A 23762-nucleotide genomic window follows, 5' to 3' on the forward strand; every position below is an offset into this window, starting at 1 on the left:
GCATGACTTTAATTACGAAGAGCGACTGAAGTTATGGAACCTCAAGGAACTGAAGCTAAAATCATAAAGATTATCTGCGACCATTATCTCAGTGGCGCTAGAGAGCGATTGACCATCGGCGAAGTTTCAGCGCGTGCAAACATATCTCGCCAAGCATTTCACAAAACCTATATACATTTAAAACCGTTTCTAACAGGCACCCGCAACATAGATGAACTCCTCCTGGGTAATGAGGCCGAACTCGGAAGGGCGCTGTTGAAGTCTCAGAAGCTGATCCGTGAAACCCAGGCGGAGCTCGATGAGGTTCGAGCGGGATATATGTCCGAGTTCAAACGGCTCGAAGCAAATTTGGTTACAACCTTGATGAACGGCGATGTGCTCATTCATCACTCTAAGGAGCTCACCTCACAGCTAAAGAAAAAGGCGCTCCACAATGAAATTCTTAAGCGACAGGTTGATGAGAAAGAAATAGAGCTTTCTCTGACGAAACTATCCGGAAGTAAATCGCCATTGCCTCCGATAAAGGATTTTATAGTTGATCGTCTGCAGGTTGACCTTCGGGCTGCGTTTACCCGGTTCTCAGAAACGCAGGATCTCGACGAGTACTATGCTAACAAAACTGACGCGGTTACCAAGGTTAAAGATAAGCTGGTACGTGTCCTGAAGAAAGGTGTCATTCGAGTCGTGATTTTTCAGGATCGTTTTATAAGCTCTTTCGAGAAATTCGTGGTTAAGAATTTTTCAGTGCCAACTGAGTCCGTAATTATAGTCCAACTGCCTCTGGCTTCCCGCAGTGAAATCCGGAATTTTATCCATGGGTTGGTAGGTGCAAAGCCATTAGATTTGTTTGTGCCATACTGTGCCAGCGAACCGGTAATAAAAGCCCAGCGTGGCTTTTCATTCGGAGATGTCCCTGAGGCCGAATTTAGGAGTTTCTCGAAAGAGCCAATGCCTACCATTCAGGATGGCTTTGACAATCTTTGTATATTCCAAATCGAGCAAGGAGACTAGCATGCTCCAGATTTCTAGGTTGCTGATTACATACATGTGTGCGATGTCTGGCAGGATGCTGACGCATTATGTGTTGATCGCCACGGTGATGAATAAAAGATACATGCTTAGCCACGCCAATCTTTTTCTGCGTCATGCCACATCTGGATCCACTGATACATCAAGTCGGTATTCAAATGTGATTTCGATGTTTTACAGGTATCTGTCGAGTCTGGAGAAGTATCAAGATGTTCCCGTTGCACAGTATCACTTGCTGGTGGATAACGATGATTTGAAGAATTGGCAAATCAAGCGTAATATAGACCGACTCGCTAAACAATCTATAAAACCCTCCACAGAAACCATCGAAATTGATGCTAAGGTTATATATGGTTTTTTTTACTGGTTGAATGATGAGGGTTATCCAAGCTGTCTGAATTACAAGCTTGAAACTTGGCAGCCTAACTTCAAGAATGAAGGCCTGTTGAACTATATTAAGCGTGAGGCCAAAGTTGTCCTCAGCTCAAAGGGCATCAAAGCACTGGATCGCGAGTCGCGCCAGCGCCGTGCGTACTCGTTGATCACGAACGAGGAGATCAAGGATTTATTAGAGAACTTTCACGATCCTGTGTATCCGGCCATGTTTAAACTCGCTTTGGGTACCGCGATGCGGCCAATGGATTTGTGCGAGTTCCCATACGCTGGTAACGGTTTCAACCGTCACATTCAGCCTTGGGACAACATGACATTTGAGAATGCCACCGTTGATTACCGTGTTGACGCGAGTAAGGGCAACAAGACTCGTGATATCAAGATCCATCGCGACGATCTTGAGACGTTGTACAAGCACTATACAAAGGATTTGTATGCTCCTCGAGCTGAGCTTTACGCCAAGAAATTTGGTAAACCTTGCCCGCCGTCAATTCTTTTTTTGAATGTTGATGGCGTTCCAGTAACGCCCAAGATGGTATCTGTTCGCTCCAACGCGGCCAAACGACGCGCAATCAACGCAGGTTCCAAAATGCGCGAAAGCGTTTGTTTCTACGACAGCAGGCACTGGTGGCCGACTGTCTTCTTGATCAAGCGGTTTAAATCCGGCCTTCTGGGTCAGCTCAGCGAGGTCAGAGATGCGGCAGCGATGCAGGTGCTCAAAACTCAGATGGGCCACGCCAAGTTGCAGACAACCTACGAGCACTACGTAGATGTTGCACGAGTAGTCTTGCTCGCCCATGAGGGCTTTGTGCACGAACTCTACGCCAACCCTGACCAGAGCGTTGACCAGTTCCTGGAGTCGCCGGCTTTTGGCTGACTGCGTCCTGCAACGCGCGAGCCCACTCTTGCAGCTAATGACTTGGCTTGTCGGGGGGAGAGGAGACTATGCCGCAGTGATGGCTTTCAACGGATTGAAACAGTCGCCCGCGCAATCCCTAGCTGAACCAACATCACTGCGCGAGATAGCGATGGATTGTGGTCTTTGACAGCTGAAGCGACTTTGCTATATCCGCTAAGGACAGGCCCTCAGCTCTAAGCTTCCTGGCGTCCGCAGCAGTCTGGACAGGATCGCTTTTTCTCCGCCTGCCACTAGACGCGCGTGGTGTCATAGCGGCTTCGGCAATATCCGCGAAAACACCACTTTCAGCCAGTAGAGCAGCCTTATGTCCCAATCGCTGGCACAGATCGACTGCAGGCACGTTGATCTGAACACCTACGGCTAGCAGCAACAACAGCTCCACCTCAACCTCAAGCGTTTGGGCGATCCCCTGGAGCACATCCAGCGAAACATTGGCACGTCCTGCTTCGATCCGGGCGAGATAGGAGCGGTCGATGGATTTGAAATCTTCCTGGGACAAGCCTCGGCTTTTGCGCATGCCGCGAACGACCACTGCCAAAGCTTCGTTCAGCAACATTCTCGATCCTCATCCAAAGCGAGGATAGAGCCATATTGCTTCGTTCCTAAACAGAGACTATAGTCTTCATGTAACGGTTTGGGAACGACATCTGCTGGATCTCCTGCTGTTGGCCGTCTAGTCAGGGCTCCAGTGCTCCACCGAGCCCAACGCCATTTTCAAATATTGACTTGGCCAGCGGGAGGCTTGAGTGAGCAACAAGATTTCGACCGACGATCTCATCGGCGCGGCAGGGCAGCCTATAGAGGGATCGTTGTCCGACAGCATGGAGCTTATCGCACGTGTGCAAGAGTGCTTCCCGGGGAAGCCTTACTGCCTAGTCGAGCAGTGGACAGTTTTCCAGGCCGACCTCTCTTCTGACGAGCTGGAGACCGTTCACCGGCGTGGGCATCTTCCGCTATTCCTTTACGCGCACAGCGTCGTCCAGGACTCCCGGAGGCGTTTCCAACCTGGCGACTGGGTTCGATCGAGCATGTGTGTTTCATTTGGCGATGGAGTCATGTTCGAAACGAGGAATACGGTCTACATGCTCATGGGCTCTGGCTCCAAGCGAACGGCGAGCCTCAAGACAATCTTTTCATTTTTCTAGCCCCTCTCTGCGGGGCGATATGCAGGACAAGCGATGTTTAGAACTGATGACAGCGAGATGGCCGGGGTGCCTGGGATGTTTGGCGAGGGCTTGGCTCATTGGCACTCAGTCTCACGAGTGTTGCGCACGCACTGGTACCACGCGACTGTCCAGCTAACCCAGCCTGGCCGTACTTCTGAGATCCAGCTGATGATCAATGATGAGCATCGGCTGCAAGCTGCTTTGATCTCTCAAGACGAGACGGTCGTCATTAAAGACGTGCAAGTCGTCACTCCTGCGTACATGAACAAGGGTGAAGGTTGGAAGATGGAGCCGCTTACCAGCGTGAAGGTCGGCACTGATGAAGATGAATGCTTCGTCTGCATTATCACGGTGGACAGTGGTGCCGTGTATCACAGCTCGCATCGAGAGGTTTTTGATCGGTCACGGCTGAACAACCTCAACGAGATCTTTAACTCGAACCGTCTTGTTCGAAGCTGAAGGCTGCCATGAATGACCTCGAGCTGGAATTGCACAGCAAGCGCCTATTAGATTTTGATCTGCTCTGGATCTTTCGGGCTCAGATGCAGGGCTTTGATCGCCCGGTCACGGCTTATCTGAGTCACGTGTTTCTGGCACAAGATACTGCAGTCGGGGTCGTCTTCGGCCACGTCAACAAAGGGCCGTTTGGACGATTCGATGACGGCCATTACATCATAACGTCGAGCATCGTTTCAGTCGCACGTGAGGGGCGATTCTGGGTGATCACCACGCTGAACTCTCGGTACGTGATTGCTACTTTCAGGCGCGATATCGGCCGTCAGACCCTGCGTGAATTTCAGACTGGAAATACCAATCACCTTCCGCTCTGATGTTCATCAGCCTCGGCCCAGTCAACTGGCTCACTGCCGGCTTGTGGGGAGCAGACCATATGTTGATCAAGAAGGGTGAAATCATCTGTATTGCCTCCGGGGTCTTCGAAGGCTACGACCAGGATGGGCCCTTCCAGGCAGAGGTGGATTTTGATCTCGAGGACTTTATTGAGGCTGTGAGATCTTCTGCGCCTCCAGGGATAAATCCTTGGGATGCAGACGATTTGATGCGAGACATTCCTGCGCGGCTTGTCGAACAGGGCCTTGTCTCGAGACTGTCCTGTAGGAGCTTTCACTTGGGTGCGTTTAGCAGGTGGGATTTCAAGGAGGAGGGTGGTGGAAGCTAGGTGGCTACATTTTTCGAACGTAGCCACGCGGGAAAATATCAGGCCGCTCGTTTGCGCTTAGACGGCATTGCTTCTACTCGCAAGACCTTAAGCTTCATTTGCGGACATTTGAGACGCTGACCTTCGGCATCGTAGTTGTTCAGGGACTCAAATCTGGCTTCGATATCGCAGCAGGTTTGGCAATCTTGGTATTTGTGGTCTTCCGTGCTCACATATTCGTGATTCACGCGGCTGGTTAGGTCTGCGTCAGGCCAGTACCAGTCGGGGATGGTGGTATCGATACGAAGGAAGCTGATGTGGAATTTCATGTTGCGCCTTGGATAGGTGTTTCAAAAATCATCCTAAATGCGAAAGGCGGGCGTCGTGCCACCACCGATGATACCTATCCATCTATCCTCGTCAATCGCTGGCTTGGTTCTATTCCTCTCTTCGGGAATATCTTGGGTGTGCCGCCTCGGCGGACGGCTGCCGTAAACCAAGCCAGCGTGGTTCCCACGCCGTCTCGTCCCTGGCGGGCGGGCATCCTCACACCTTCGGCCTAGCGGCCTGCGCGCTCCGCTTGCGGGTGGGCTAGCTCAACCCGAGTCACTTTGCGAGCTGGCCGGCGAAGGCCTCAGGTGATCCTCCTCAAACTGGTTAGAGAGATGCCAATTCCAGTTCCGGTGCAACATGGGTTTTCCAATGTGGAAGCAGTGGGAGGCAAACCATGTAGTACATAAGCCAACAGGCATAGATACTCGAGTGCAGATAGCACGACCCCGGGGCCAGCTTCCCGTGTGCGAGTTCATGGCGTAGGCATGGCCCCCCTTTGAAGTTGAAAAGCAGGTCAATGGTGTAGATCAGATCGACGCCAAAAATTGACTCCAACTGCTCCCGCCGGCTTTTCAACAATCCACTGATAGACCTGTCTTCCTGGAACATTTCCTCATCGAGCTTCGACGAGTCGATTCCAGCGTCACTGAGTACCTGGCGCAGAGAGTTCTCAAGCTGAGGGAATAGCAAATGGCAGGCAGACATCATGTCTCCCTGTAGAAAGCGTGCCAAACCCAAAGCATAGATTTGCTCGAACCCAGGCGCTACGAATGGACTGGCTGAGACGATTGCCATCAGGTGTCGATCATCGACAGCAAACTTCGTAAGCAGAGTGCGGGCGGCCGGCTTTACTCGGCTTTCAACCCACATTTGGTAGTGGAAATCTAAGTAAGGCAGGCACTTGTAGTCGTACCAATCTAGGGGTGGCGCCTCATTGAGGTTAATGACCGGTACTTCAGTAATTACACGACCCAAAACATCGGTGTACACACCACCGTTGAAGAGGTCAGACAGGAGGGAGTCACTCTGACTCCTAATGACGTCGGTGTGCAGCGCCATCTTTTCTGGAACAGGGCAGAGGTGCGCGAACCTGTAAAAGAAGTCGGGAAGAGTCAGGTTCTTAAAGATATCGATGGTGCCTTGGCGCTCCTCGCTCAGATCCATGGGGGTGCGGAAGGTTGAGAACTCATGAGCAGCCTGCGCCTGAAGTTCCAACAATTCGACTCTCAACGCCTCCAGCTCTCTTTGCATCCCTGGGATTGAGCGGAGCTCTCGGATGGCATCCCGCGTCCAGCTTGCCTTGGACATGCAGCTATCGACTCCATCGCGCATTCTCAGGATCTGCTGAATCGACATAAGCTTGCAGCGTTTGAAGCCTTCAGGATTTTCCGATTGTTGATGAGCGTTGGCGGCCAGCTCCCACACCGCTTTGATAGCCATTGCATAGTCATTTGCCTTGGCATCGTTTGCCGCTTTTTCAGCGTCCTGAGCTACTTGCTCCCATTCGATAAGATGGAAGGTCTGCCCTAGCCGGGCAAGCCGATCAAACGACGAAGAGCACCGCAAATCCCAGGCCTGTTCGTATAGGCGTCTCCACGTGGTGGTGGCGGTCTCGGGAGGTGTTTTGCGCTTCCCGGTGCCAGCAATAATCTGGAACGCTCTTTCGATCAGGTCTACGATCTTCGTCGATAAGCCGGAGGGTGGTTCGTAGCTAAAGGACAGTTTGTCATTGAGGTAAGAATCGATCGCTAGGCAGTACGATTCGATGGCCAAGCTCGCACTCTGGTGCAGGCTTCGGTGGTTGTACCACGGCACGTCTGCGACTCGCGCACGCAGCAATGGATGGTCGATCTTGCCGGCAATAGCCGCAAGCACATGACTCTGCTCTCCAGCGATGTCTCGAGGTACCGGGGTGCGCATTCCATCTTCGATCAACCTTGGGCCGAAGGCGTCCTGACGATCAACCGAGAAGTGGAAGCTGCACACGACCATCAAAACCCGGTACGCCCGGTACGCCCCCATGTAGCCCTCGGCCAGCGCTTTCTTGGAAAGCGCACCCAACTGCGAATCTAGCGAGTAGAACTCTAAAGTATCGATACTCTCTAGCAGACTGCCGAGGTTGGTCTGCTCAAAGTCTGCGACTGTGGCCAATTCCAGTTTAAAGATGTTGGGCTCGGTGGCCGGTTTTTGCTCTGTATCTGGCTGGGCTGCTTGGTCTGTTTCTGTACTCATCCGACCCCCTAATCCTGTAGAAGCGTTACCACGATAGTGACCTGGGCTTGGGGACTGGCGATACTTATGAGCGGAGCCTCTTGGTGCAAAGGTGGCCGCCATCCAAGAGCCGGTGATCTGGATACCCAGCCTATTGCGTTGAGACTTGTTGGACGATAAACGCTTCCCGCCGTCCCTCTGCGCGTATAGAGGTAAGGTAGATGAGCCTGAGGGTGGCGTCAGCAGGCAGTATGGCGCTGACCCAGAGTTCTACTCATAGGGCGATAGCAGCGTGATTCCTTTCAGTGGATCGATCACCCCCACTGCGATCTCAATCTTTCCGTCAACGTTTCTTGCGAGTGAAATCACGTTGTTGTCGTGTAGTGTGAAGTGCTGCCCGTCTGCGACTCCAGGGTATCGCGCCGGAAAGTGATAATCGACGTAGTAGGCGATTCGCTTTACTAGCTGTGGATCGTTCAGCGAGGAGTCCAGAAAGCGTGGCGCAGCGGTGCCCAGCCCGCATACCACGCACAATCCGCCGATCCAGTGTGCAAAGAGATTTATGCCTGTTTGTTTGCGTTCAGTGCTTGGCTGGTAAAAAAAACGGATTCCGAACCGATTAGCGAGCATCTGCCGCAGACTTTCTCTTTTTGGCGACGTGGAGATGATCCAGGCAGACTCAAGCACCGGAGCCAGCAACAAGCATCCGAGTGCTACGACCACGCAACTCGCGAGGAATGCTGCAAAATACATCAGGACTGTACAGAGGATGGTCATCACTGCGACCGATCCATCGAAGTCCTTGACGGGTAAGCCTAAGCCCAGAGCTACGCACCATCTCGCCATCAAATATCCCAGCAAAAGCAACCCGGCGTGCATCCACGTCGCTAAAAATTTGCTAGCTGGAAATCTCCAAAGCCTGATGGCGTGGTTAGTCAGCCAAATGCAAAAGCCTGTGCTTGCCAGTGCCCAGCAAAGGAAGGCCATGCGCTCGAACAGCGACCCCAGAGTTAGAAGCAGTACTGCGAGGGCACTGACCCCGGTAGCGAAGGCTGCACGGTATAGGTGATCCCATAGAGGGAGGGGAGGCCAGAGCTTAGCCTTCATCCTACGAAGCAACGCTTCACGCATTTTTGTTAATGATCCAGATGGCAACCACGATTTAGTAATCGCTCCCAAAATCGAAGCTGGCTGTTGCCGAGAAGGTGTCTCCCTGGAGCGTTTTCCAGTTCGAAAATTTCACAGCGGTCGAGCAATCGATACCTTGCGCACCTGCCTCTGTCCTTTGGTTGGGCGCATTTCGGAGATGGTAAGCACATCCGCGCATTTGGATGCTGCCCGACGGTTTGTCCAGCACGTAATCTCCGACCACCCACAGGCGTTCCTCCACAGATTTGTGCGGGATTAAAAACATCATGCGAAACGTATTGCCGTCCTTGCTTCCAGAGACTTTTCCACTCTGCCATTTGTAGCGAGGTAGCTCAAAGCCACCGGTAAGCTTGGACTCCACCTGGACGAGCTTCAACCCCCCAGGTGACGCACCCAATACCATTTCCCAATCACCCGTCAGAATGACTCGCTTGGTGTCGGTTCGCTCGAAATGTGGCTTCAGGACTGGCGGTTTAGGAGCGATGACGAACGTCAGGGAGTTCGAGGTCTTTGTAAGCTCGTTGGTACGATAGTTCGCTGAGACCATGATTGGCGTGTTGGCGGAGGTAACTGCTCGAACTTTGATTTGTCTAAGAATGACCGCACCGTTGATTTCGGCTACCTCCGCGCTTGCGGTAGGAATGACTTTCAGCGCCTCAGAGGACGAGGTAACGGTAACTGTTCCTGGCGGCAGCTTATGTTGGCCTGTCGGGTAGATCTTGATGACGATATCCCTTGTTTCGCCGACATTCAGCGATGGCGACTCGGACTCCAGAGCCACTTCAGCGTCGGGGCTCTGAAGCATGCTGTAGGCATTCTTCATCTCATCCAGATGGGTCACACACCATCCGGCAGGTGCTCCCAACGCCACGATGGCAGCCCAAACTCCCTTCTTGATCTTCAACAGTTTCTTGAGATCGAACATGGCTATTTCTCAGCCAGGCGGTCGATTCTGACGGCGTTCGGGAAATACGATCTCCCAGAGTCACCGAACAGCAGGCCTTTCGACGGGATGTGTATCTGAGCCCCTGCACCACCATCCAAAGCCAGAGCCCTGTGGATCTTCAGGCCACGGCTATCCGCAATATCCTTGAATGTCTGTGCGAAGTCATAAAGCGTGGATGCTTGGCTGAATGAGTGAAAGACACCCACAACCAGCATGTCACCTTCAAGTGTGTAGCCGATCGCGACTCGGTTGAATTCGGCATCCCGAGGGTTTTTGTGGATGTCGATCGTCCCTTTGTAGAGGATGATCGGTTTGGACTGGATAGCTTCCGGCCAAGCACCTGCTTGATTGCGGTTCTGAGCCGGGATGATCTTCACATTGCCTCTGCGATCAGAAACCAGAATGCCGCCGTGATCCCATTCCATGAGCTTGACCAAGCGCTTTCCATTAGACCTGATCAGCCCAATCGGCTTTTCGACGCCGTCTGATCTGAATCCGAAGAACCCGCCGCTAGCGATCAGGATTGTGTTCTTGTTGGCGACGGGTGCGTACGCTTGCTTCGCCGTACTTTTCTTGCGGATGTCCTGAACCGTAAGGGCAGAGCTGTTTGCAGGGATGTAGGCGGTGACGGTCTGATATTCACCACAGACGTGGGTAGCGACTTCTGCCCCAGCAGTCAGCGAGTAGGTTTTTTCGACGCAATCAGGTGTGGCTGGCTGTTCCTGAGCTTCAGCCGCAGATGCTGCTCCCGATAACACAACCAGCAGTGCAGCGAGTGAAATCCGTTTCATCAATACTTTCATCTACATTTCGATTGATCACCGCCAAGACCTTGGCTAGGCGGCATGTGTAACAGGCGCGAAATAATAATGTAAAACTGTGATGGCGTCTCGCCATTTTTTACGAGGATTGTTGATTGCCGGTCGGGCCGTGCATTTGCGGCTCGAACACTTTGGCACCTCGCTCTAGAGCCATGAGCTGCCTGGGATCTCAGTCTGACGTTGTTGGAGCATTTGCTGGGCTAGGAAATATTGTTGTATTCGACATGGATTTATATAACAAGGTGCGAAATAAAAAACGTGATGATATTATTATGTACTGAGCCCGGATGTCTTTCGACCAATTAACTATTGATGCAGAAATTATTATGGGCAGAGTGCATTAATAATGCTGGTACGCCTCGTACGGTCACAGTCTTCATTAGACATCCGGTGCACTCACCATCTGCAGCAGTCACCCCCGCCGATGGGCTGCGAAGTCCTAACAATAAGGTGTTATGGCTGTTATGCCGGCGGAATGGATCCTAAGCCGCTGACACCTCAGCCGCTTTGCCCACGATTTGCTGGTCGGGTGAGCAGCACAGACCGACCGAAGCCATCGGGTAGGCACTAGGATTCATTGCGACGAGTTTGCGTCAATTGCCTGATAGCTAAGTTTCAGGATTGTGAGATATTGACATTGAATCAATATTTATCGCGTGAGAGAGAATAATTGGCAGGTTTTCACAGTATTGTCAGTTGGTGCATTGTTGTAGTTTGAATTGTCAATATTCGCGTAATTAAGAGGTGTTCAGGAGTTCATATATTTTTTTGCGCTTGCAAACTTGCGTTGTTGCGAGGTGCTGTCTAATGTCTGTCAGGTCGATAGTTTAATAGCTCATAGCCTATGAAGAAAATTCAAAGGCCGAGGAATGTTGCGCTTCCAAAAGAGGGTTGTGAAATGCGAAATACGATTGACCTGAAAACTGCTCCACGGCTAGTGCATTACTTTCGAGACGTTGATCTTCGCGGTAACTCGCGTCCGGGATATGTGCCAGAAGGATTTCCCTTGCACTGTCGTCCCGACGATGACCAATGGTCTGCGGGGTTTCTCCTCCGAGTTGCAGTGCGCTTCCAGCATTTGTGGGCGACTTATGGCGTCCGCGATGGCAAGAAAACTATCCAAGGCCCGCAACCTGCTGTGTGTTTCTCGGCCTTCAATCTGGGCGACCTGATCGCTGTCCGCGATGGCTTCCTCCCATTAGACGAGGCGGCCACACAGTTCGCTCTCACGCTCTCTATCGAGGTCGCGGAGAAGGGGAGCATTCAACGATTCGCTCCTGCATCTCATGAAGGTGCGGATGAGTGCGATGGTGCAGGATGCGACGTGTCCTCGCAGTCAACCAACCCCCCAGAATGGCGTTGGCAGTACCTCGGCGATTACGCGCGCACTATCGATCGTCTTGAGTCACAGGGGGTTGAAGAAGCCAGCATCCCGGGGCTTGAGCTGACCCAGGAACAGTGGTCAGGACTAGGGGTAGTTGTTCCGGATCTGGCGACTGCTCGTGTGCTTCAGTACGACCTGCTTTTGTTGATCGATAGGGGAGTCGTTTCAGCGACGCATTTTGATCACATCTTGGTCTGCGACAAGCTACCCGCGACCATCGCCGGCCTCCATGACTACGAAGTGCAATCAGCCTTCTCTGAGGCTTGCTTCGACTTCAAATCATGCATGCCAGTCTCCACTTCAGAAGCTGGGGCGGCTGAAAAGGATTTCGAAATTCGTGTGGTGAACCTCGATCGCATTACACCCAAGAAGCCTGTGAAAGAAAGCGGTGGCTGCTGGCTCTGGTTTCAAGATAACACCCATCCGTACGTCAGGGCTTTGATCACCGCTGGCCTGGTCAGGCCGAACAAGCGTGGCCGCTATCTCGCCTCTCTGGATGAACTGGATCCTGGCCGTGATCTCCGGGAGCGCCAAGATATTACTTTGAGACTCGCCCAAGAGTTGAAAGAAACCTATGGCGTCCGGAGCACCTATTTCAGCGTCTTGCACTCCCAATGCGCAGATGATGATCCCGCTTACAGCGGAAGAGTCTGGGGTGGCGGGTACTACATAACTCCAACCCCTGAGGACGATGAGGATTGAGCCCTTTGCATTTTAGCCGCTAGGTGCAGCTCATTCTGTGCATACTCTCTGGGTGTATGGATGGGCGGGGTATAGACGATTCGCACCTGAGCAGGCGTCATTGCTCACGAGAGTGCCCCCATCATGGCCTGAACATGCCAGCAATTATCCTGGCGTCTAGCAACGCGTGGTGAGGTAGCACCGCCCCATCGCTTGTAGGCGAAAGTGTCGTGGCATCGGTCGGATAATTTCGGACGTTCCTGGGCCATCGTCCATTGTGGTAAGCGAGCTCGCAAAAAAGCTCCCAGTCGTAGATAGGGGCGTCTGTGATAACCTCGAGCTCTTCGTCGTAGGTTGCCAAGAACCGGAGGAGTGCCTTCCTGGCCTCGATTATCGGCATGGCGTACTCACCGCCCCAGAGCTGTGGCAGTACGATCTCTTTCACGAAATCACTGCAGTCGTCTGCTCGCCAACCATCGAGCAACTCAACGTATAATTCGCGACCGTTTTCAGAAACCAGTGCCAGCGATATCAGCTTCGCTGTCGCCGAGAGCTGGGTAAATTCGCAATCAAGAAAGAGCCTCATGCTGTTGAAACTCCGTAATGACTAGGGCCCGTCTAAATATGGCGCATGAGGGTCAGTTGTGGGATATGGCCCTCGAACATTTTGGCTCTGACGTACTGCTCCAGGTGGTTGCAGACATGAGTAGCCATCGCCTAGGGTAGTGGTGGCGCACCTGACGACCAAACAAGTGGGCCAAGATATTCTGCCGGACGCTTCCCAAACTTCTATCAGCTGCGGCCCCTTGTCGACATCCTGGCCTGCTTTGTCCCAGTGAAAATCCGCTACGGGGCGGCAATGCTCAATTGCGATCTCTGCCGTACGCTCAGGTGACGTCCAAAAATCTACCCACTCGTCACATGCTCATGTTTGGTGGGCCGCTCTCGCGGACGGCTGTCGTGAACCGAGCCTACGCGTTACCGCTGCGTCTCGGCCCTGCCGGGCTTCCATCCTCCCATCTGCGGCCTGCTGACCTGCGCGCTCCGCTTGCGCGTTCCAACGTCATCGTGCCGTCAGGATTGTTGCTCATGGGCGTCTGCAAGGGATTCAAGTCTGCAGCGGCACATCCTGTACCTACTCGATGGATAGGCAGAGTTTGAGAGTGAGAGTTTGCGCCCCCTAGCTTCGTAGGCCGTCCATATCTACGCACCATTAGAATTGCTGAGTCCGAACGGTGGTCACCCCCGGTAATGTCGACGCGATCTATCTGATGACCCTAGAGGCTGATGTCTGCGCGATAGCAGGATGTCTTCCGAGGGCGTTGGCAGTTTCCCCGTCAAAGCCGGTAGTCAATGAGCTCCTCTGTGAGCTGCCAGACTTCCCGCGCTGCATATGAGTCAGGTGCATCGTCGAGAATGGAATGGAAGTAGCAGTAACCATCCATAAGCTCGCGAGTGCTGTTGTAAATGTCGATTACGACTTCGTGCGCTGCCGTGATTCGTGTGGACAGGAGCGGAAGGTTTGATCGCTCAGCCCGAAGCTAAACGCATCAGTCCCAAGGGCGTTTATTCACATGCTACTAGCAGGCGTTTAATGTGTGGGGTAGCTCAGCGGCTCGTAGCGAACATGGCGGGTTAACGTGCCCCTGCGGGGACGGCTGTCGTGAACCAAGCCTGGCCATGAATGGCCGTCTTGGCCCTGCGGGCTTCCATCCTCACGCCGGCGCGCTCCGCTTGCACAGCTGCGTTCACAAATGGAGTGGGTTCTGATTTGGCTGATCGAGCGAAGCCCAGAATATCTGTGTGTCGAGATGACATGGCACTTCTCCATTGAGCGCTTTCGCTTGAGCCAGAAGAAAGCCTCTTCACATGTTGGGACGTCGTTCGGAAGTGTGAGGAAACTAGCGATTGCCCCACGCGATACCATGGGTGTCCTCCCGAGTAGCATCCTCAACCTACTCTTAGCCCATCTGCCTGAATGTGCCTTGAACGATACGGCTTCGATTTCTAATTGGTTTCTAGGCAGCGTCTTTATTAAAAGTCATTTGGGAAACAGGTAAACCTGTTCCAGACAGATAATGACTGATGCTGGAGCGGAGCCAACGCTCGCAGGGATCGGTGTCCAGAGTGGAGCTCCAGGACAGCGATAGATCAAGAGAGGGGAGGCTGATGGGCACGGGATCCATACGGAACTCACCTTGACCTACCATGGCTTTCGCAACGTACTCTGGTACCACTGCAAGCAGATCACTGTCTTCAAGCAGTGTTTTAAGGGCACTGTATTGCGGTACGGCTAGTACCACTTGGCGCTGCCGGCCCTGGCTGCTCAACGCTTCATCAATGTAATCTGTCATCTCGCCGCTGAGCGAAACCGAGACGTGCGGGCGTTTGCAGTATTCGTCTAAATCGAGGGATCCAACGATTGAGCGCGCGCTCAACACCGTCGGAACAATAGTTTGGAGAAATTTGCGTTTGGCATTGGCTGGAAGATCTCTACTTTGGCATATGCTGAGGGACACTTCTCCAGTAGCCAGTTGATTGGAGATCATTGAGTGATCACTGCGACGTATCACCAAACTCACCTGAGGCGCTTCCAGGCGCAGGTGGCGTAGCAGGCCAGGTAGCATTGCATACTCCACGTCATCAGAAAGACCGAGTCGAAACACAGCATTGCTCGTCAATGGATCAAAATCATTTACGAAGCTTAGTGCGGCAGCCATGCTATCTAAGGCCGGGGTTAGATTTTGATGGATTTCAAGCGCTCTACTCGTCGGTTCCATGGTTCTACCTATCCGAATAAATAGCGGGTCATCAAAGTATAGGCGCAAGCGATGCAGTGATGCGCTGATTGCCGGCTGACTCAAGAATAGCTTTTCTGCGACGCGTGTCAGATTACGTTCGTGCATGAGTGCTTCGAAAGTGATCAGGAGGCTGAAATCTATTTTTCGGAGGTCATATCTGTTCATTGTTCTCACCTTTAGAGATTACAGCCTCGTTACTAAAACTCGGCGCGGGGGAAGGCTAGTGCCATCTAAAACTGTTCTGATTATGTCGTCATTTAAACTGACGCGCTCTTGTTGTTCATTGAATCTAGCATAGGGCGGGGCGCGCGAATAAACACTGCTACCCACGTGCAAATTTGTTAGCGCTCAAGTGGTAGTGCCTAATACTTCGGTATGAGATTAGGTAGGCTCAGTATGAAGCAGTTTGTAATGCTGGCGTCGATGTTGTATGCCCTATACATGTGCTCATGTAGAGAAGGGGCGAGTTTGGACAGGGAATTGGTGATCAAGCGGGGAAGGGACGGTAGGGGCAGACGATATTGGAACACCAGAAGGAGGTAGCAGAAAAAAAGCCGGATGGGGGGGCCATTCCTAGCAGTAGAAATCCTAGGAGTTTTTTGGGTGTGTATTTCCTCAACCGATAGGAGGTGAGCGAGAGTTGTTGGATCACATCCAGGGCCGTAGTACACTGAAGGATATAACAAATAAATAATGGATGGGTCATCCCTTTGCGTTAATTCCCAATGCTTCTGCCATTCGAACCAAGTCCGCAAACGATTTTGCTTGCATCTTTTTCATCGCGTGACCACGATGAATCTTCACCGTAACTTCACTCAAACAGACTTCGCTCGCAATCTGTTTGTTCATCAGTCCCCTGACTGCATGGGCCATTACCTCCTTCTCACGAGGAGTTAAAGACTTGTAACAGGCATGCATCTGGGCATCATGTTTGTCGAGCTCCCGCCTTATTTTGTCTGATCTTAGGGCTGCTGATACCGCGTCAAGAAGATCCTGATCCCGGAAGGGTTTAACCAAGAAATCCACGGCTCCAGCCTTCATCGCTTTGACGGTCATGGCGATATCCCCATGCCCTGTGATGAATATGATAGGTATATTATTACTTGCATCGAGCAATTGGCGTTGGAAATCCAGGCCGCTAGTGCCTTGTAGACGAACATCGAGCACTAGGCAGCAGGGCGCTTTCGGATCTGCTCGATTTAAGAATTCCGCCGCCGAGGCAAAGGATTCGACTCGAACATCCGTTGAACGAAAAAGGCTACTGAGCGCGACGCGCACTGATGCCTCATCATCAATCACGAAAACAATTGGCTCATCGCTATGAGGCTTTTCAGAATCAGATTTTTCGTTCAAGTGGGCTCCTTAGTCCTGAGCGGGGGACGCTGAAATAAGCGCCTTCCCTCTGTTCGCAGGTCGCTCAACGACGACCACCTTGGGCTTCAATCATTTGCAAATCGAAAACCCCATTCCCATGCCTCCGGTTTTGCCTGTGTAAAAAGCCTCGCGATTCTCTTAAATCAACGGTCTGAAAAGGCTGCAATTCACCATTGATAACCGGCTAAATTTTAGTCGGTAAACAGCGACAGGCAAAGCCGCAGTTCGCTCAAAGGCTCTGTTGGTTCACCATGAAATCGGTGTCTTGGCCTTTTGCCTCAGGTGCACAAAACGAGTATCTGATGATCAGGGAGTGCTTCAAGCGGTAACCATTTGTCGGCTTGCCGAAATGCCAGCCGACCAATCGAAAGGGAAAGCGGAAAAACTGAGCGAGTTCAGCGCTTTGCTGGTACCTTGCTGCCTCATTTTTAAAGTGCTAACAGTTTAGAGGTAACTTTATACTGTGACTCGTCATGCGTGGAGTGAGCGGATGACGAACTCGTCGTTTGTGATGGACTTCTACTTTCGATGTACCTGAGCAGATCTTCCGCTTAGTCTTTTTACAGCAGAGGTTGAGTAACTAGCGTTTTGGCTTTCCTAGACCATTGTTTCGTTACCGGATTCTGTGGGCAACTACACCAGTCTCACCCCAAGCCCATTTATCGAGCTATCCTCACTTTCGGCGCGTAAAAAAGCCAAAATAAACTCTTCTGAAATAGAGCTTGTAGCTCGAATTGGTTTGGCTGTATTAAGTCGTTAAATTCCAAAATTATTGAAGTATGTTCTTCATAAAAGCCTATCGAACAGTCCGATAAGAGATCCAGGTATCTCGATCTACCCTCATATTAAAGTTACCCCCAATAATATCTATCTTTATCCTCACCTAAAAAATCAGGGTCGACGTAAATATGGAGGCGAGAAATCAACGTCCCTTTGAATTCGAATACATTGCAAAATCTACCTTCGGAAAGATCTTTCACTGGCCAATGCTTTCCGTTTTTGGCAACACCGCTTTCGGTACCTTCTACGACAACTATTTGACCGTTTGCGATATAGTTGTAAGTCCTAACATCATGATTTAGGCTGTCTAGCTTGCTCTTCAGTCCCTGCACGAACTCAATAACCTTTGCTTTGCCGGTGTGCGTACCGAATTTAGGAAAAAATAGTTGCACATCGTCACAAAATAGATCCAAGATAGAGGGGTCGCCGGAGTCAGCCTTATTGAAATAAAGCTTAGTAATTTCAACCAGCTTTCTGCTATTTTCTGAATTTGTCATATCTGCCTCCACTCTTTCAAGGTGATAGAACTAAAAAAACTGGGTTGTCTGTGTGCCTTTACATTAAAACTGAAAAACACTTTTTTACCGATTCTTGATAGTGAGAATCGTGCAGATTTGCCATCAACGCACCGCTCGTTGTCAGTCAAAAAGCTTGACTGATCGGATCCCATGAATACAGTCGCCTTTGCAATTCAGTCAGGCTTAAACCTTTGCTTGTTCACAGCCTACGCTGAGCAAAGCTGCTTCGTCTCAAACCCGTGCAATCCATCGATCAAGGAATGTTTTGCTTACGCAATGGGACAATGGCATCCCCCTCGGGGAGTTCGCTTTAAACGTAAGGTTCGCGTTGAGCGATGGTATGCTTTTGATCATCTGGCGAAGTAAAACTCTTCGTCATCGCCTTAAACACGCCATTCACCCATACGCTTTCAATGCCAATCGGCGCCATCAGTCGCATCAACCAGAGGCCCGGCTCCTACAGCCTCTGGCCCCTGGTCGATAACCTCAGCGTTTAGCCACGAATAAACGCCAAGATATCTGCGTTAATTTCAGCTGCGTTGGTCGTGGGCATGCCGTGAGGGAAACCTGGATACTTTTTGAGAGTGCCATGTTTCAGCAGCTTGGCCGCCAAAGGCGCGGAGTCCTCGTAAGGCACGATCTGATCGTCCTCACCGTGTAACACGAGTGTAGGAACCTGAATCTTTTTAAGATCTTCGGTAAAGTCGGTTTCAGAGAAAACCTTAATACATTCGTATTGAGCTATGGCGCCTCCCATCATGCCTTGGCGCCACCAGTTGTTGATGTTGCCTTCCGAGACCTTGGCTCCTGGGCGGTTGTAGCCGAAGAACGGGCCCGATGGCACGTCTCTGTAGAACTGGGCACGGTTTTCCAAGAGCGCCGTACGCAGGCCGTCGAAAACACTGATATCCAGTCCTCCCGGGTTTTTTGCGGACTTGACCATAACCGGCGGTATGGCGCTGATCAACACAGCTTTGGCCACGCGACCTGGTTTGGCGAGCGCGACGTATCGGGTAACCTCGCCACCACCGGTGGAGTGACCTATGTGGATGGCACCTTTGAGATTGAGCGCATCTGTCAGCTCCATCACGTCGGCTGCGTAGGTATCCATGTCATTGCCTTGCCACGTCTGGGTCGAGCGTCCGTGTCCACGCCGATCGTGGGCAATAACCCTGTAGCCTTTTTGCAGAAAGAACATCATCTGGTTGTCCCAGTCGTCAGCACTGAGTGGCCAGCCATGGTGGAACATCACAGGAGTGGCGTCTTTCGGGCCCCAGTCTTTGTAGAAAATCTCGGTGCCATCTTTGGTCTTAATTGTGGTCATTTCGAAATTACTCCCCGCTGGATGTGATTGAACCTTCTTTTCGGTTGCTGCCATTACGCCAAATGGGACATTCGCAAGTATGCTCACTGCGGCAACACCGGCGAGGAAGTCCCGCCTTGGCAGTGCAACGCCCATGCTGTCATTTAAAGTCTCGTCATCGGAATTTCGCTGCATTGCTTTTTCCTCACCAAGAACGTACTTCATAGTATTGACGACGCGGCGTTTAGCTATTGAACGGCGTTGCTCGGTTTTGTACACCCTTGCTGTCACGCAACACGAATCTGGCTTCAGAACCACTCCAAAGAGGTACAAATCCAAAAAAGCACACGCACCAATATGATGCATCGCAGGAGGAGGTATTCCGAGCGATAGAGCCTTTTTCGAGTCTCGGGATTTCAGCGCCTCTTAAGTAGGGAGGAAGAAATGCGCCGTAATGTACACAGTGGGGGATTGCGGAGCGCGAAAGGGTGGAAGAGTGGGCGTCGAAACCGTCATTCGGCCACGACCGTAACCGTGGCTAGCTACGCCGACAATAGGAAGTAGAATGTTTCACCGGCTAGCGATGCTTACAAGGCATCCATGGTGCTCAAGATTTAGTTGATCCACCAGCCCTCGGACAATGTCCCGCACGACGCCAAGGGTCAAGACGGGAAAGGGCTGATTGCCGCATCGCCGATCCCATTTTGGATGCCCTTGGTATCCAAAAAAACCGAATGGCGCGAGCGCTTTTGAGCCACGGTGAACAATTAAAACTCATTTTGAGATGAGCAAGGGTACAGGTTGCTTGGCTCTTTTTCTGGGCAGCGGTCAGCCGCTTGATAAGCGCGACACAGGTACGTTCTCATTAGGGCGTTCGCGGATACGCAAATGAAATGATGACCAAGGCCAGGAGCGCGCCGGCTATTTCTGCTACGACATACCACGTCGCCGAAGGTAGAGTCAGTCCAACTGGGCCGGAGGCGAGTACGGCCGCCAAGGTAATTGCAGGATTGGCATACGATGCTGAGGGTGTGGCTACGATTGCTGCCAATAACCAAGCCCCCACACCAAACGGCCCCGTCAGCGCCTTACCGCCGTTGATGCAGCCGAACACAACGATCATTAGGCCGCAGGTTGCGACTATTTCGCTGATCACCCACTTAGAAGTCAACGTCACCGACAATGGTTCGCTGGCCAAGCTGTCGAAGAGACTGTTGGCCAAAAGCGCCCCCAGGGATGCCCCCACGATCTGGCCACCTATGTACGCCAATGCACACCTGAGTGAACGCTGGCCGGAAAGCCATTGCAGTCCTGTAATGAGTGGATTGAAATGTCCTCCGGAGACGCTACCAAAAGCCAGAATCAAACCCACTAGGGCACCGCTGGTGGCGAGAGCGCTGACGACTAGGCCGAGTTCGTAATTACCTCCGGATATACGTTGCCCTGTGAGGGCCGCCCCTGTCACGGCCATCATTAGCAGCAACGAGCCTACCCCCTCCGCAAAAGCGCGGCGCGAAAGTGTGAGGGAGGGATCTTTTTCAAAGAAACAAGGCGTAGTTTCCGAGGTCGGGGTGCTCATAGGCGTCGTTGCCCCTGTTGAGCTTCAGCGGACTCGAATAACTCACTGGCTCTGACTTGATAGGGGTTGGCCGCAAATTCTCCAGCTGTAATTACCTCTTTTTGAAAAAGTATTTTGATAAAGGTTGCGATCCAGCGCCCGTAGCAAACGAGCTGGGTACCCAACACCAGGCCAAGTGCTTTGATACGCCGACATATCTCGGCGCTGTCGATGCGGCTGCGAAATTCAACGACATCACCGAGTGCATGGCAGCGTTTCACCCAAAGTTGGAGTTCATGATCAGATTGTACAGAGGCAGATTGCCCCCCATGGCTTGACTCTCTCACGCTGAGCTCCTTCAGGGCCGGATGTGAACCACTCAGTTAACCACTCGTTGGAATAAGGAGATGGCCAAATTAATTGCGAGGGGTGGGTCGAAAATAAAACGACCTAATTCCTTGAACTTTCGCATCAATCCATTACTAAATTCTTGATAGTTTTCAGCAAATTTGTCCGCTTCTGTTTTGTAGTGCTTTCGACTCAAGTTTATATTATCCACAGAGTTTACTGATCCCATGACGCAAACGTTCTAATTTTGCAAGAAAAGGTCAATACACCGATTTTTCTAACATAGAAAATATACAATGGTTTGAATAAGCTTCTGTTTCGAATTTTGTCCCACGAATTATATTAATTGAGCAGACTGGCCATAATGGAAAAATTTATTGTACATACTCAAGCACAGCCGTTAGGGAGTAATGTTGCAGAAAGTCGTACTGTCGTACCTGCTTCTTCATTTGGGATTGTGTTGGGGATGGCGGGTCTGGGTAATTGCTGGCACATGGCGCAATCCTATTGGGAGGTGTCACATTGGATACCGGACGTGCTGTGTGGATTAACTACAGTTATATGGTTTGCATTAGTTATTGGGTTTATCTATAAATGGTTTTTCCAAAAAGATTTTGCTTTGGCCGAACTGAATCATCCCGTTCAATGCTGTTTTATTGGTCTTTTGCCTTTATCAACGTTGCTCGTCGCAATGTGGATTTACGCATTTTTTCCTGCGTTAGCAGTGATGTTGATCGTGCTCTCTGTGATTGGTCAACTAGGGTTTTCGATGTACAGGTTTGGCGGTATGTGGCGTGGAGGTCGCAGACTGAAAGACACCACCGCAGTCATTTACTTGCCATCAGTCGCTGGTAATTTTGTCTCAGCCATAGCGCTGGCGGGGATCGGTTATATTGATTTCGGTAAATTGCTATTTGGGGCCGGCCTATTTTCATGGTTGGCGCTGGAGTCGACGATAATTAATCGCTTGTTAGTTGAAGATGAGCTCAGCCCTGCCATACGGCCGACCTTAGGTATTCAGTTGGCGCCGCCCGTTGTAGGGGCAGTCGCTTACCTCGGTGTCTCTGGTGGAGAGGTTGACTTGTTCTTCTTCAGTCTGATGGGGTATGGGTTTGTGCAACTGTTGTTCCTAATGAGACTGCTACCCTGGTTTTGGAGGTCGGGGTTAAATCCTTCATTTTGGGCGTTCAGTTTTGGTATCACTGCCGTAACCCTCGCTTGCATGCGTGCAGGAACGATTGCGCCGCATAGCTTTTTCGCCAGTGCCGCACCATTTATATTTATCTTAGCGAATGTAGCAGTTATTTTTCTGTTTATTCTAACCGCTTGGCTTTTAATGATAGGCCGGCTGTTCAAACAGCAAGCTTTCGCTGCAGGAACTTAGTTTTTGAGGAGAATTCGCTTAACTGCCTCCGGAAATCTTTGATTTTCGGAGGCTAGGCTGCGAATGTGGGAGCTAGCATTTAACCCTTGTTATGCAGCATTGCGTTCAATTCGTCCACAGTGTGAGCCCAGTCTGCATCATTCTGCAGTTCTTCTTTGAGTAGCAGTTTTTGTTCAGGTGTCCAAAACAAGGCTTCGGACAAAAGCATATCTCGGGGCAGCGGAGAATGTGTAGAAACGAATTGATTTATGCTCGCTTGATCAGACGGAAGACCCAGCTGTTCAAATAGATTGGTCAAGGTTTGTTTTGACAGTTCCATATTATCTCCTTGCTGAATGGGTGGTTCGCTATCGAATGAGCTGTGTGGATCGCACCATAGGACTGATCGATTCAGCCTCGCACTTAGCTTGAGTGCCATGCTAATATAAACCTAACACATCAACTATTATTGAACGTTTCGATTAGAATTGTACTTATTGAATAGGGAGAGTGTTTCTAGCCGTTCATGGTGCAGCACAGAAAAATCTTCAGATTTTTCAATCTGTTGTTGGCGGGGCTATGGCGTAGCGAATGTGCTGTTGACAGATTTTTTAACAGCATGTTTCGCCACGATTAAAGGCTTTCTGGTTATGACATTCTTCCAAACGCACTATTATCTGGGCGTATCTGCAGCTGGCTAGAAAGTCGTACAAAATCGTCCGTAATGTTCTATTTTAAAAATCTTGTTCATGGGAAATTACGACTTGTCGCGCCGTTCCGAGCGCGAAATCGAGGAGTCACTCTCATGGCTAAAGTTCTCGTTCTTTACTATTCGTCCTATGGTCATATCGAAACAATGGCTCAAGCGGTGGCCGAAGGCGCGAGAAATGCCGGCGGGCAAGTTGATATCAAACGGGTGCCCGAGACCGTACCCGATGCCATTGCGACGAAGTCCCACTTCAAGCTCGATCAACAGGCCCCAATCGCAACCATTGATGAGCTCGAGCACTATGATGCGATTATCATCGGCACCGGCACGCGTTTTGGGCGGATGAGTGGGCAAATGGCGGCTTTTCTTGACCAGGCTGGAGGGCTGTGGGCCCGTGGGGCGTTGAATGGAAAGGTGGGTGGGGCGTTCACGTCTTCGGGTACTCAGCACGGTGGGCAAGAAACAACCCTTTTCTCTATTATCACTAACTTGTTGCACTTTGGTATTACTGTCGTGGGGCTCCCTTACAGCCACCAAGGCCAGATGAACGTTGATGAAATTGTCGGTGGTGCGCCTTATGGGGCTACAACAGTCGCTGGCCCCGATGGCTCTCGCCAACCGACAGCGATCGATCTTGATGGAGCCCGTCATCAAGGTGAACTTATTGCCAATGTTGCAATCAAGCTCAACCGCTGATATTGATCGGAGGGTACACTGCCGCGCCACTTGGATGCGTTACTGCGTATTGCGCAAGATCAAAACCCACTCACGGAACCGCCTGGATCATCACAGGCGGTCTTTATGAGCTAATCCAGAGTCA

23 protein-coding genes are annotated in these 23762 nt (G+C 51.3%); 9 read left to right on the forward strand and 14 right to left on the reverse strand.

Annotated elements, in window-relative coordinates; all coding sequences use genetic code 11:
- Positions 1-33: 33 nt before the first annotated feature.
- Both BLS87_RS27790 and BLS87_RS27795 read left to right on the forward strand, forming a co-directional pair.
- Positions 34-1011, forward strand: coding sequence for a hypothetical protein (locus tag BLS87_RS27790; RefSeq protein WP_074757772.1), 978 nt, complete (start codon positions 34-36; stop codon positions 1009-1011).
- A gap of 1 nt (position 1012) precedes the next feature.
- On the forward strand, positions 1013-2299 hold the full coding sequence (locus tag BLS87_RS27795) for a tyrosine-type recombinase/integrase (protein WP_074757774.1): 1287 nt from the start codon (positions 1013-1015) through the stop codon (positions 2297-2299).
- A 133-nt stretch (positions 2300-2432) separates the two neighbouring features.
- Here the strand turns inward: BLS87_RS27795 and BLS87_RS27800 are convergent, their stop codons facing one another.
- Positions 2433-2897: a helix-turn-helix domain-containing protein gene (locus BLS87_RS27800; protein ID WP_074757776.1), complete on the reverse strand. Its 465-nt coding sequence runs from the start codon at positions 2895-2897 to the stop codon at positions 2433-2435.
- Between the two features lie 190 nt (positions 2898-3087).
- On the opposite strand from BLS87_RS27800, the gene BLS87_RS27805 reads away from it, so the two are divergent.
- From BLS87_RS27805 to BLS87_RS27820, 4 genes are read left to right on the forward strand one after another with little or no spacing between them, the layout of a single operon-like run.
- Positions 3088-3486 carry a DUF6957 family protein gene (locus tag BLS87_RS27805; protein ID WP_074757778.1) on the forward strand — a complete coding sequence of 133 codons (399 nt, stop codon included), beginning with the start codon at positions 3088-3090 and terminating at the stop codon, positions 3484-3486.
- A 33-nt stretch (positions 3487-3519) separates the two neighbouring features.
- Positions 3520-3966 (forward strand): hypothetical protein, encoded by a 447-nt coding sequence (locus BLS87_RS27810; protein WP_074757780.1) that lies wholly within the window; start codon positions 3520-3522, stop codon positions 3964-3966.
- 8 nt (positions 3967-3974) lie between these two features.
- Complete coding sequence (locus BLS87_RS27815; RefSeq protein WP_074757782.1) at positions 3975-4337, forward strand: hypothetical protein; 363 nt, start codon at positions 3975-3977, stop codon at positions 4335-4337.
- Positions 4338-4396: 59 nt separating this feature from the next.
- On the forward strand, positions 4397-4684 hold the full coding sequence (locus BLS87_RS27820; protein ID WP_074757887.1) for a hypothetical protein: 288 nt from the start codon (positions 4397-4399) through the stop codon (positions 4682-4684).
- Positions 4685-4722: 38 nt separating this feature from the next.
- Here BLS87_RS27820 and BLS87_RS27825 read toward each other — a convergent pair whose 3' ends face one another.
- The 5 genes from BLS87_RS27825 to BLS87_RS27845 all read right to left on the reverse strand — a co-directional run bounded on the left by BLS87_RS27825 (position 4723) and on the right by BLS87_RS27845 (position 10105).
- Positions 4723-4992, reverse strand: a complete 270-nt coding sequence (locus BLS87_RS27825; RefSeq protein ID WP_074757784.1) for a hypothetical protein — start codon at positions 4990-4992, stop codon at positions 4723-4725.
- A 328-nt stretch (positions 4993-5320) separates the two neighbouring features.
- Positions 5321-7228 (reverse strand): DUF7380 domain-containing protein, encoded by a 1908-nt coding sequence (locus BLS87_RS27830; protein ID WP_083370775.1) that lies wholly within the window; start codon positions 7226-7228, stop codon positions 5321-5323.
- Between the two features lie 249 nt (positions 7229-7477).
- A complete protein-coding gene (locus BLS87_RS27835) occupies positions 7478-8338 on the reverse strand; it encodes a hypothetical protein (RefSeq protein WP_074757786.1) in 861 nt (286 codons plus the stop codon).
- Between the two features lie 31 nt (positions 8339-8369).
- Positions 8370-9281 (reverse strand): hypothetical protein, encoded by a 912-nt coding sequence (locus BLS87_RS27840; RefSeq protein ID WP_074757788.1) that lies wholly within the window; start codon positions 9279-9281, stop codon positions 8370-8372.
- Between the two features lie 2 nt (positions 9282-9283).
- Positions 9284-10105 (reverse strand): phosphodiester glycosidase family protein, encoded by an 822-nt coding sequence (locus tag BLS87_RS27845; RefSeq protein WP_244165910.1) that lies wholly within the window; start codon positions 10103-10105, stop codon positions 9284-9286.
- Between the two features lie 916 nt (positions 10106-11021).
- Here BLS87_RS27845 and BLS87_RS27850 point away from each other — a divergent pair.
- Entirely contained in the window at positions 11022-12209 is a 1188-nt protein-coding gene (locus BLS87_RS27850) for a DUF4427 domain-containing protein (RefSeq protein WP_074757790.1), read from the forward strand.
- 121 nt (positions 12210-12330) lie between these two features.
- On the opposite strand, the gene BLS87_RS27855 is transcribed toward BLS87_RS27850, so the two are convergent.
- The 7 genes from BLS87_RS27855 to BLS87_RS27885 form a co-directional block, all read right to left on the reverse strand.
- Entirely contained in the window at positions 12331-12774 is a 444-nt protein-coding gene (locus tag BLS87_RS27855; RefSeq protein ID WP_074757792.1) for a 3'-5' exoribonuclease, read from the reverse strand.
- A 1432-nt stretch (positions 12775-14206) separates the two neighbouring features.
- Complete coding sequence (locus BLS87_RS27860) at positions 14207-15154, reverse strand: LysR family transcriptional regulator (RefSeq protein WP_074757794.1); 948 nt, start codon at positions 15152-15154, stop codon at positions 14207-14209.
- Positions 15155-15691: 537 nt separating this feature from the next.
- Positions 15692-16342, reverse strand: coding sequence for a response regulator transcription factor (locus BLS87_RS27865; RefSeq protein WP_074757796.1), 651 nt, complete (start codon positions 16340-16342; stop codon positions 15692-15694).
- A gap of 872 nt (positions 16343-17214) precedes the next feature.
- On the reverse strand, positions 17215-17640 hold the full coding sequence (locus tag BLS87_RS27870; RefSeq protein ID WP_074757798.1) for a nuclear transport factor 2 family protein: 426 nt from the start codon (positions 17638-17640) through the stop codon (positions 17215-17217).
- A gap of 514 nt (positions 17641-18154) precedes the next feature.
- Positions 18155-18985 carry an alpha/beta fold hydrolase gene (locus tag BLS87_RS27875; protein ID WP_074757893.1) on the reverse strand — a complete coding sequence of 277 codons (831 nt, stop codon included), beginning with the start codon at positions 18983-18985 and terminating at the stop codon, positions 18155-18157.
- Positions 18986-19829: 844 nt separating this feature from the next.
- A complete protein-coding gene (locus BLS87_RS27880; RefSeq protein ID WP_074757800.1) occupies positions 19830-20543 on the reverse strand; it encodes an aquaporin in 714 nt (237 codons plus the stop codon).
- Positions 20540-20869 (reverse strand): hypothetical protein, encoded by a 330-nt coding sequence (locus tag BLS87_RS27885; protein WP_083370776.1) that lies wholly within the window; start codon positions 20867-20869, stop codon positions 20540-20542. Before BLS87_RS27885 ends, BLS87_RS27880 begins: the two co-directional genes overlap by 4 nt.
- A gap of 365 nt (positions 20870-21234) precedes the next feature.
- Between BLS87_RS27885 and tehA the strand changes: the two genes are divergently transcribed.
- On the forward strand, positions 21235-22254 hold the full coding sequence (gene tehA, locus BLS87_RS27890; protein ID WP_074757804.1) for a dicarboxylate transporter/tellurite-resistance protein TehA: 1020 nt from the start codon (positions 21235-21237) through the stop codon (positions 22252-22254).
- A gap of 79 nt (positions 22255-22333) precedes the next feature.
- Here tehA and BLS87_RS27895 read toward each other — a convergent pair whose 3' ends face one another.
- Entirely contained in the window at positions 22334-22573 is a 240-nt protein-coding gene (locus BLS87_RS27895) for a DUF2789 domain-containing protein (RefSeq protein WP_074757806.1), read from the reverse strand.
- Between the two features lie 465 nt (positions 22574-23038).
- On the opposite strand from BLS87_RS27895, the gene wrbA reads away from it, so the two are divergent.
- Positions 23039-23638, forward strand: coding sequence for an NAD(P)H:quinone oxidoreductase (gene wrbA, locus BLS87_RS27900; protein WP_074757808.1), 600 nt, complete (start codon positions 23039-23041; stop codon positions 23636-23638).
- Positions 23639-23762: the final 124 nt, after the last annotated feature.

Origin of the sequence: Pseudomonas abietaniphila, assembly GCF_900100795.1 — a bacterium.
Lineage (GTDB): Bacteria > Pseudomonadota > Gammaproteobacteria > Pseudomonadales > Pseudomonadaceae > Aquipseudomonas > Aquipseudomonas abietaniphila.

Coding starts and splice junctions, on each gene's coding strand:
- BLS87_RS27815 (WP_074757782.1), top strand. CDS start 3,975: ATGAATGACCTCGAGCTGGAATTGCACAGCAAGCGCCTATTAGATTTT.
- BLS87_RS27875 (WP_074757893.1), bottom strand. CDS start 18,985: ATGACCACAATTAAGACCAAAGATGGCACCGAGATTTTCTACAAAGAC.
- tehA (WP_074757804.1), top strand. CDS start 21,235: ATGGAAAAATTTATTGTACATACTCAAGCACAGCCGTTAGGGAGTAAT.
- BLS87_RS27880 (WP_074757800.1), bottom strand. CDS start 20,543: ATGAGCACCCCGACCTCGGAAACTACGCCTTGTTTCTTTGAAAAAGAT.
- wrbA (WP_074757808.1), top strand. CDS start 23,039: ATGGCTAAAGTTCTCGTTCTTTACTATTCGTCCTATGGTCATATCGAA.
- BLS87_RS27845 (WP_244165910.1), bottom strand. CDS start 10,105: ATGAAAGTATTGATGAAACGGATTTCACTCGCTGCACTGCTGGTTGTG.
- BLS87_RS27830 (WP_083370775.1), bottom strand. CDS start 7,228: ATGAGTACAGAAACAGACCAAGCAGCCCAGCCAGATACAGAGCAAAAA.
- BLS87_RS27790 (WP_074757772.1), top strand. CDS start 34: ATGGAACCTCAAGGAACTGAAGCTAAAATCATAAAGATTATCTGCGAC.
- BLS87_RS27835 (WP_074757786.1), bottom strand. CDS start 8,338: ATGCGTGAAGCGTTGCTTCGTAGGATGAAGGCTAAGCTCTGGCCTCCC.
- BLS87_RS27825 (WP_074757784.1), bottom strand. CDS start 4,992: ATGAAATTCCACATCAGCTTCCTTCGTATCGATACCACCATCCCCGAC.
- BLS87_RS27820 (WP_074757887.1), top strand. CDS start 4,397: ATGTTGATCAAGAAGGGTGAAATCATCTGTATTGCCTCCGGGGTCTTC.
- BLS87_RS27850 (WP_074757790.1), top strand. CDS start 11,022: ATGCGAAATACGATTGACCTGAAAACTGCTCCACGGCTAGTGCATTAC.
- BLS87_RS27810 (WP_074757780.1), top strand. CDS start 3,520: ATGTTTAGAACTGATGACAGCGAGATGGCCGGGGTGCCTGGGATGTTT.
- BLS87_RS27895 (WP_074757806.1), bottom strand. CDS start 22,573: ATGGAACTGTCAAAACAAACCTTGACCAATCTATTTGAACAGCTGGGT.
- BLS87_RS27840 (WP_074757788.1), bottom strand. CDS start 9,281: ATGTTCGATCTCAAGAAACTGTTGAAGATCAAGAAGGGAGTTTGGGCT.
- BLS87_RS27795 (WP_074757774.1), top strand. CDS start 1,013: ATGCTCCAGATTTCTAGGTTGCTGATTACATACATGTGTGCGATGTCT.
- BLS87_RS27870 (WP_074757798.1), bottom strand. CDS start 17,640: ATGACAAATTCAGAAAATAGCAGAAAGCTGGTTGAAATTACTAAGCTT.
- BLS87_RS27855 (WP_074757792.1), bottom strand. CDS start 12,774: ATGAGGCTCTTTCTTGATTGCGAATTTACCCAGCTCTCGGCGACAGCG.
- BLS87_RS27800 (WP_074757776.1), bottom strand. CDS start 2,897: ATGTTGCTGAACGAAGCTTTGGCAGTGGTCGTTCGCGGCATGCGCAAA.
- BLS87_RS27860 (WP_074757794.1), bottom strand. CDS start 15,154: ATGAACAGATATGACCTCCGAAAAATAGATTTCAGCCTCCTGATCACT.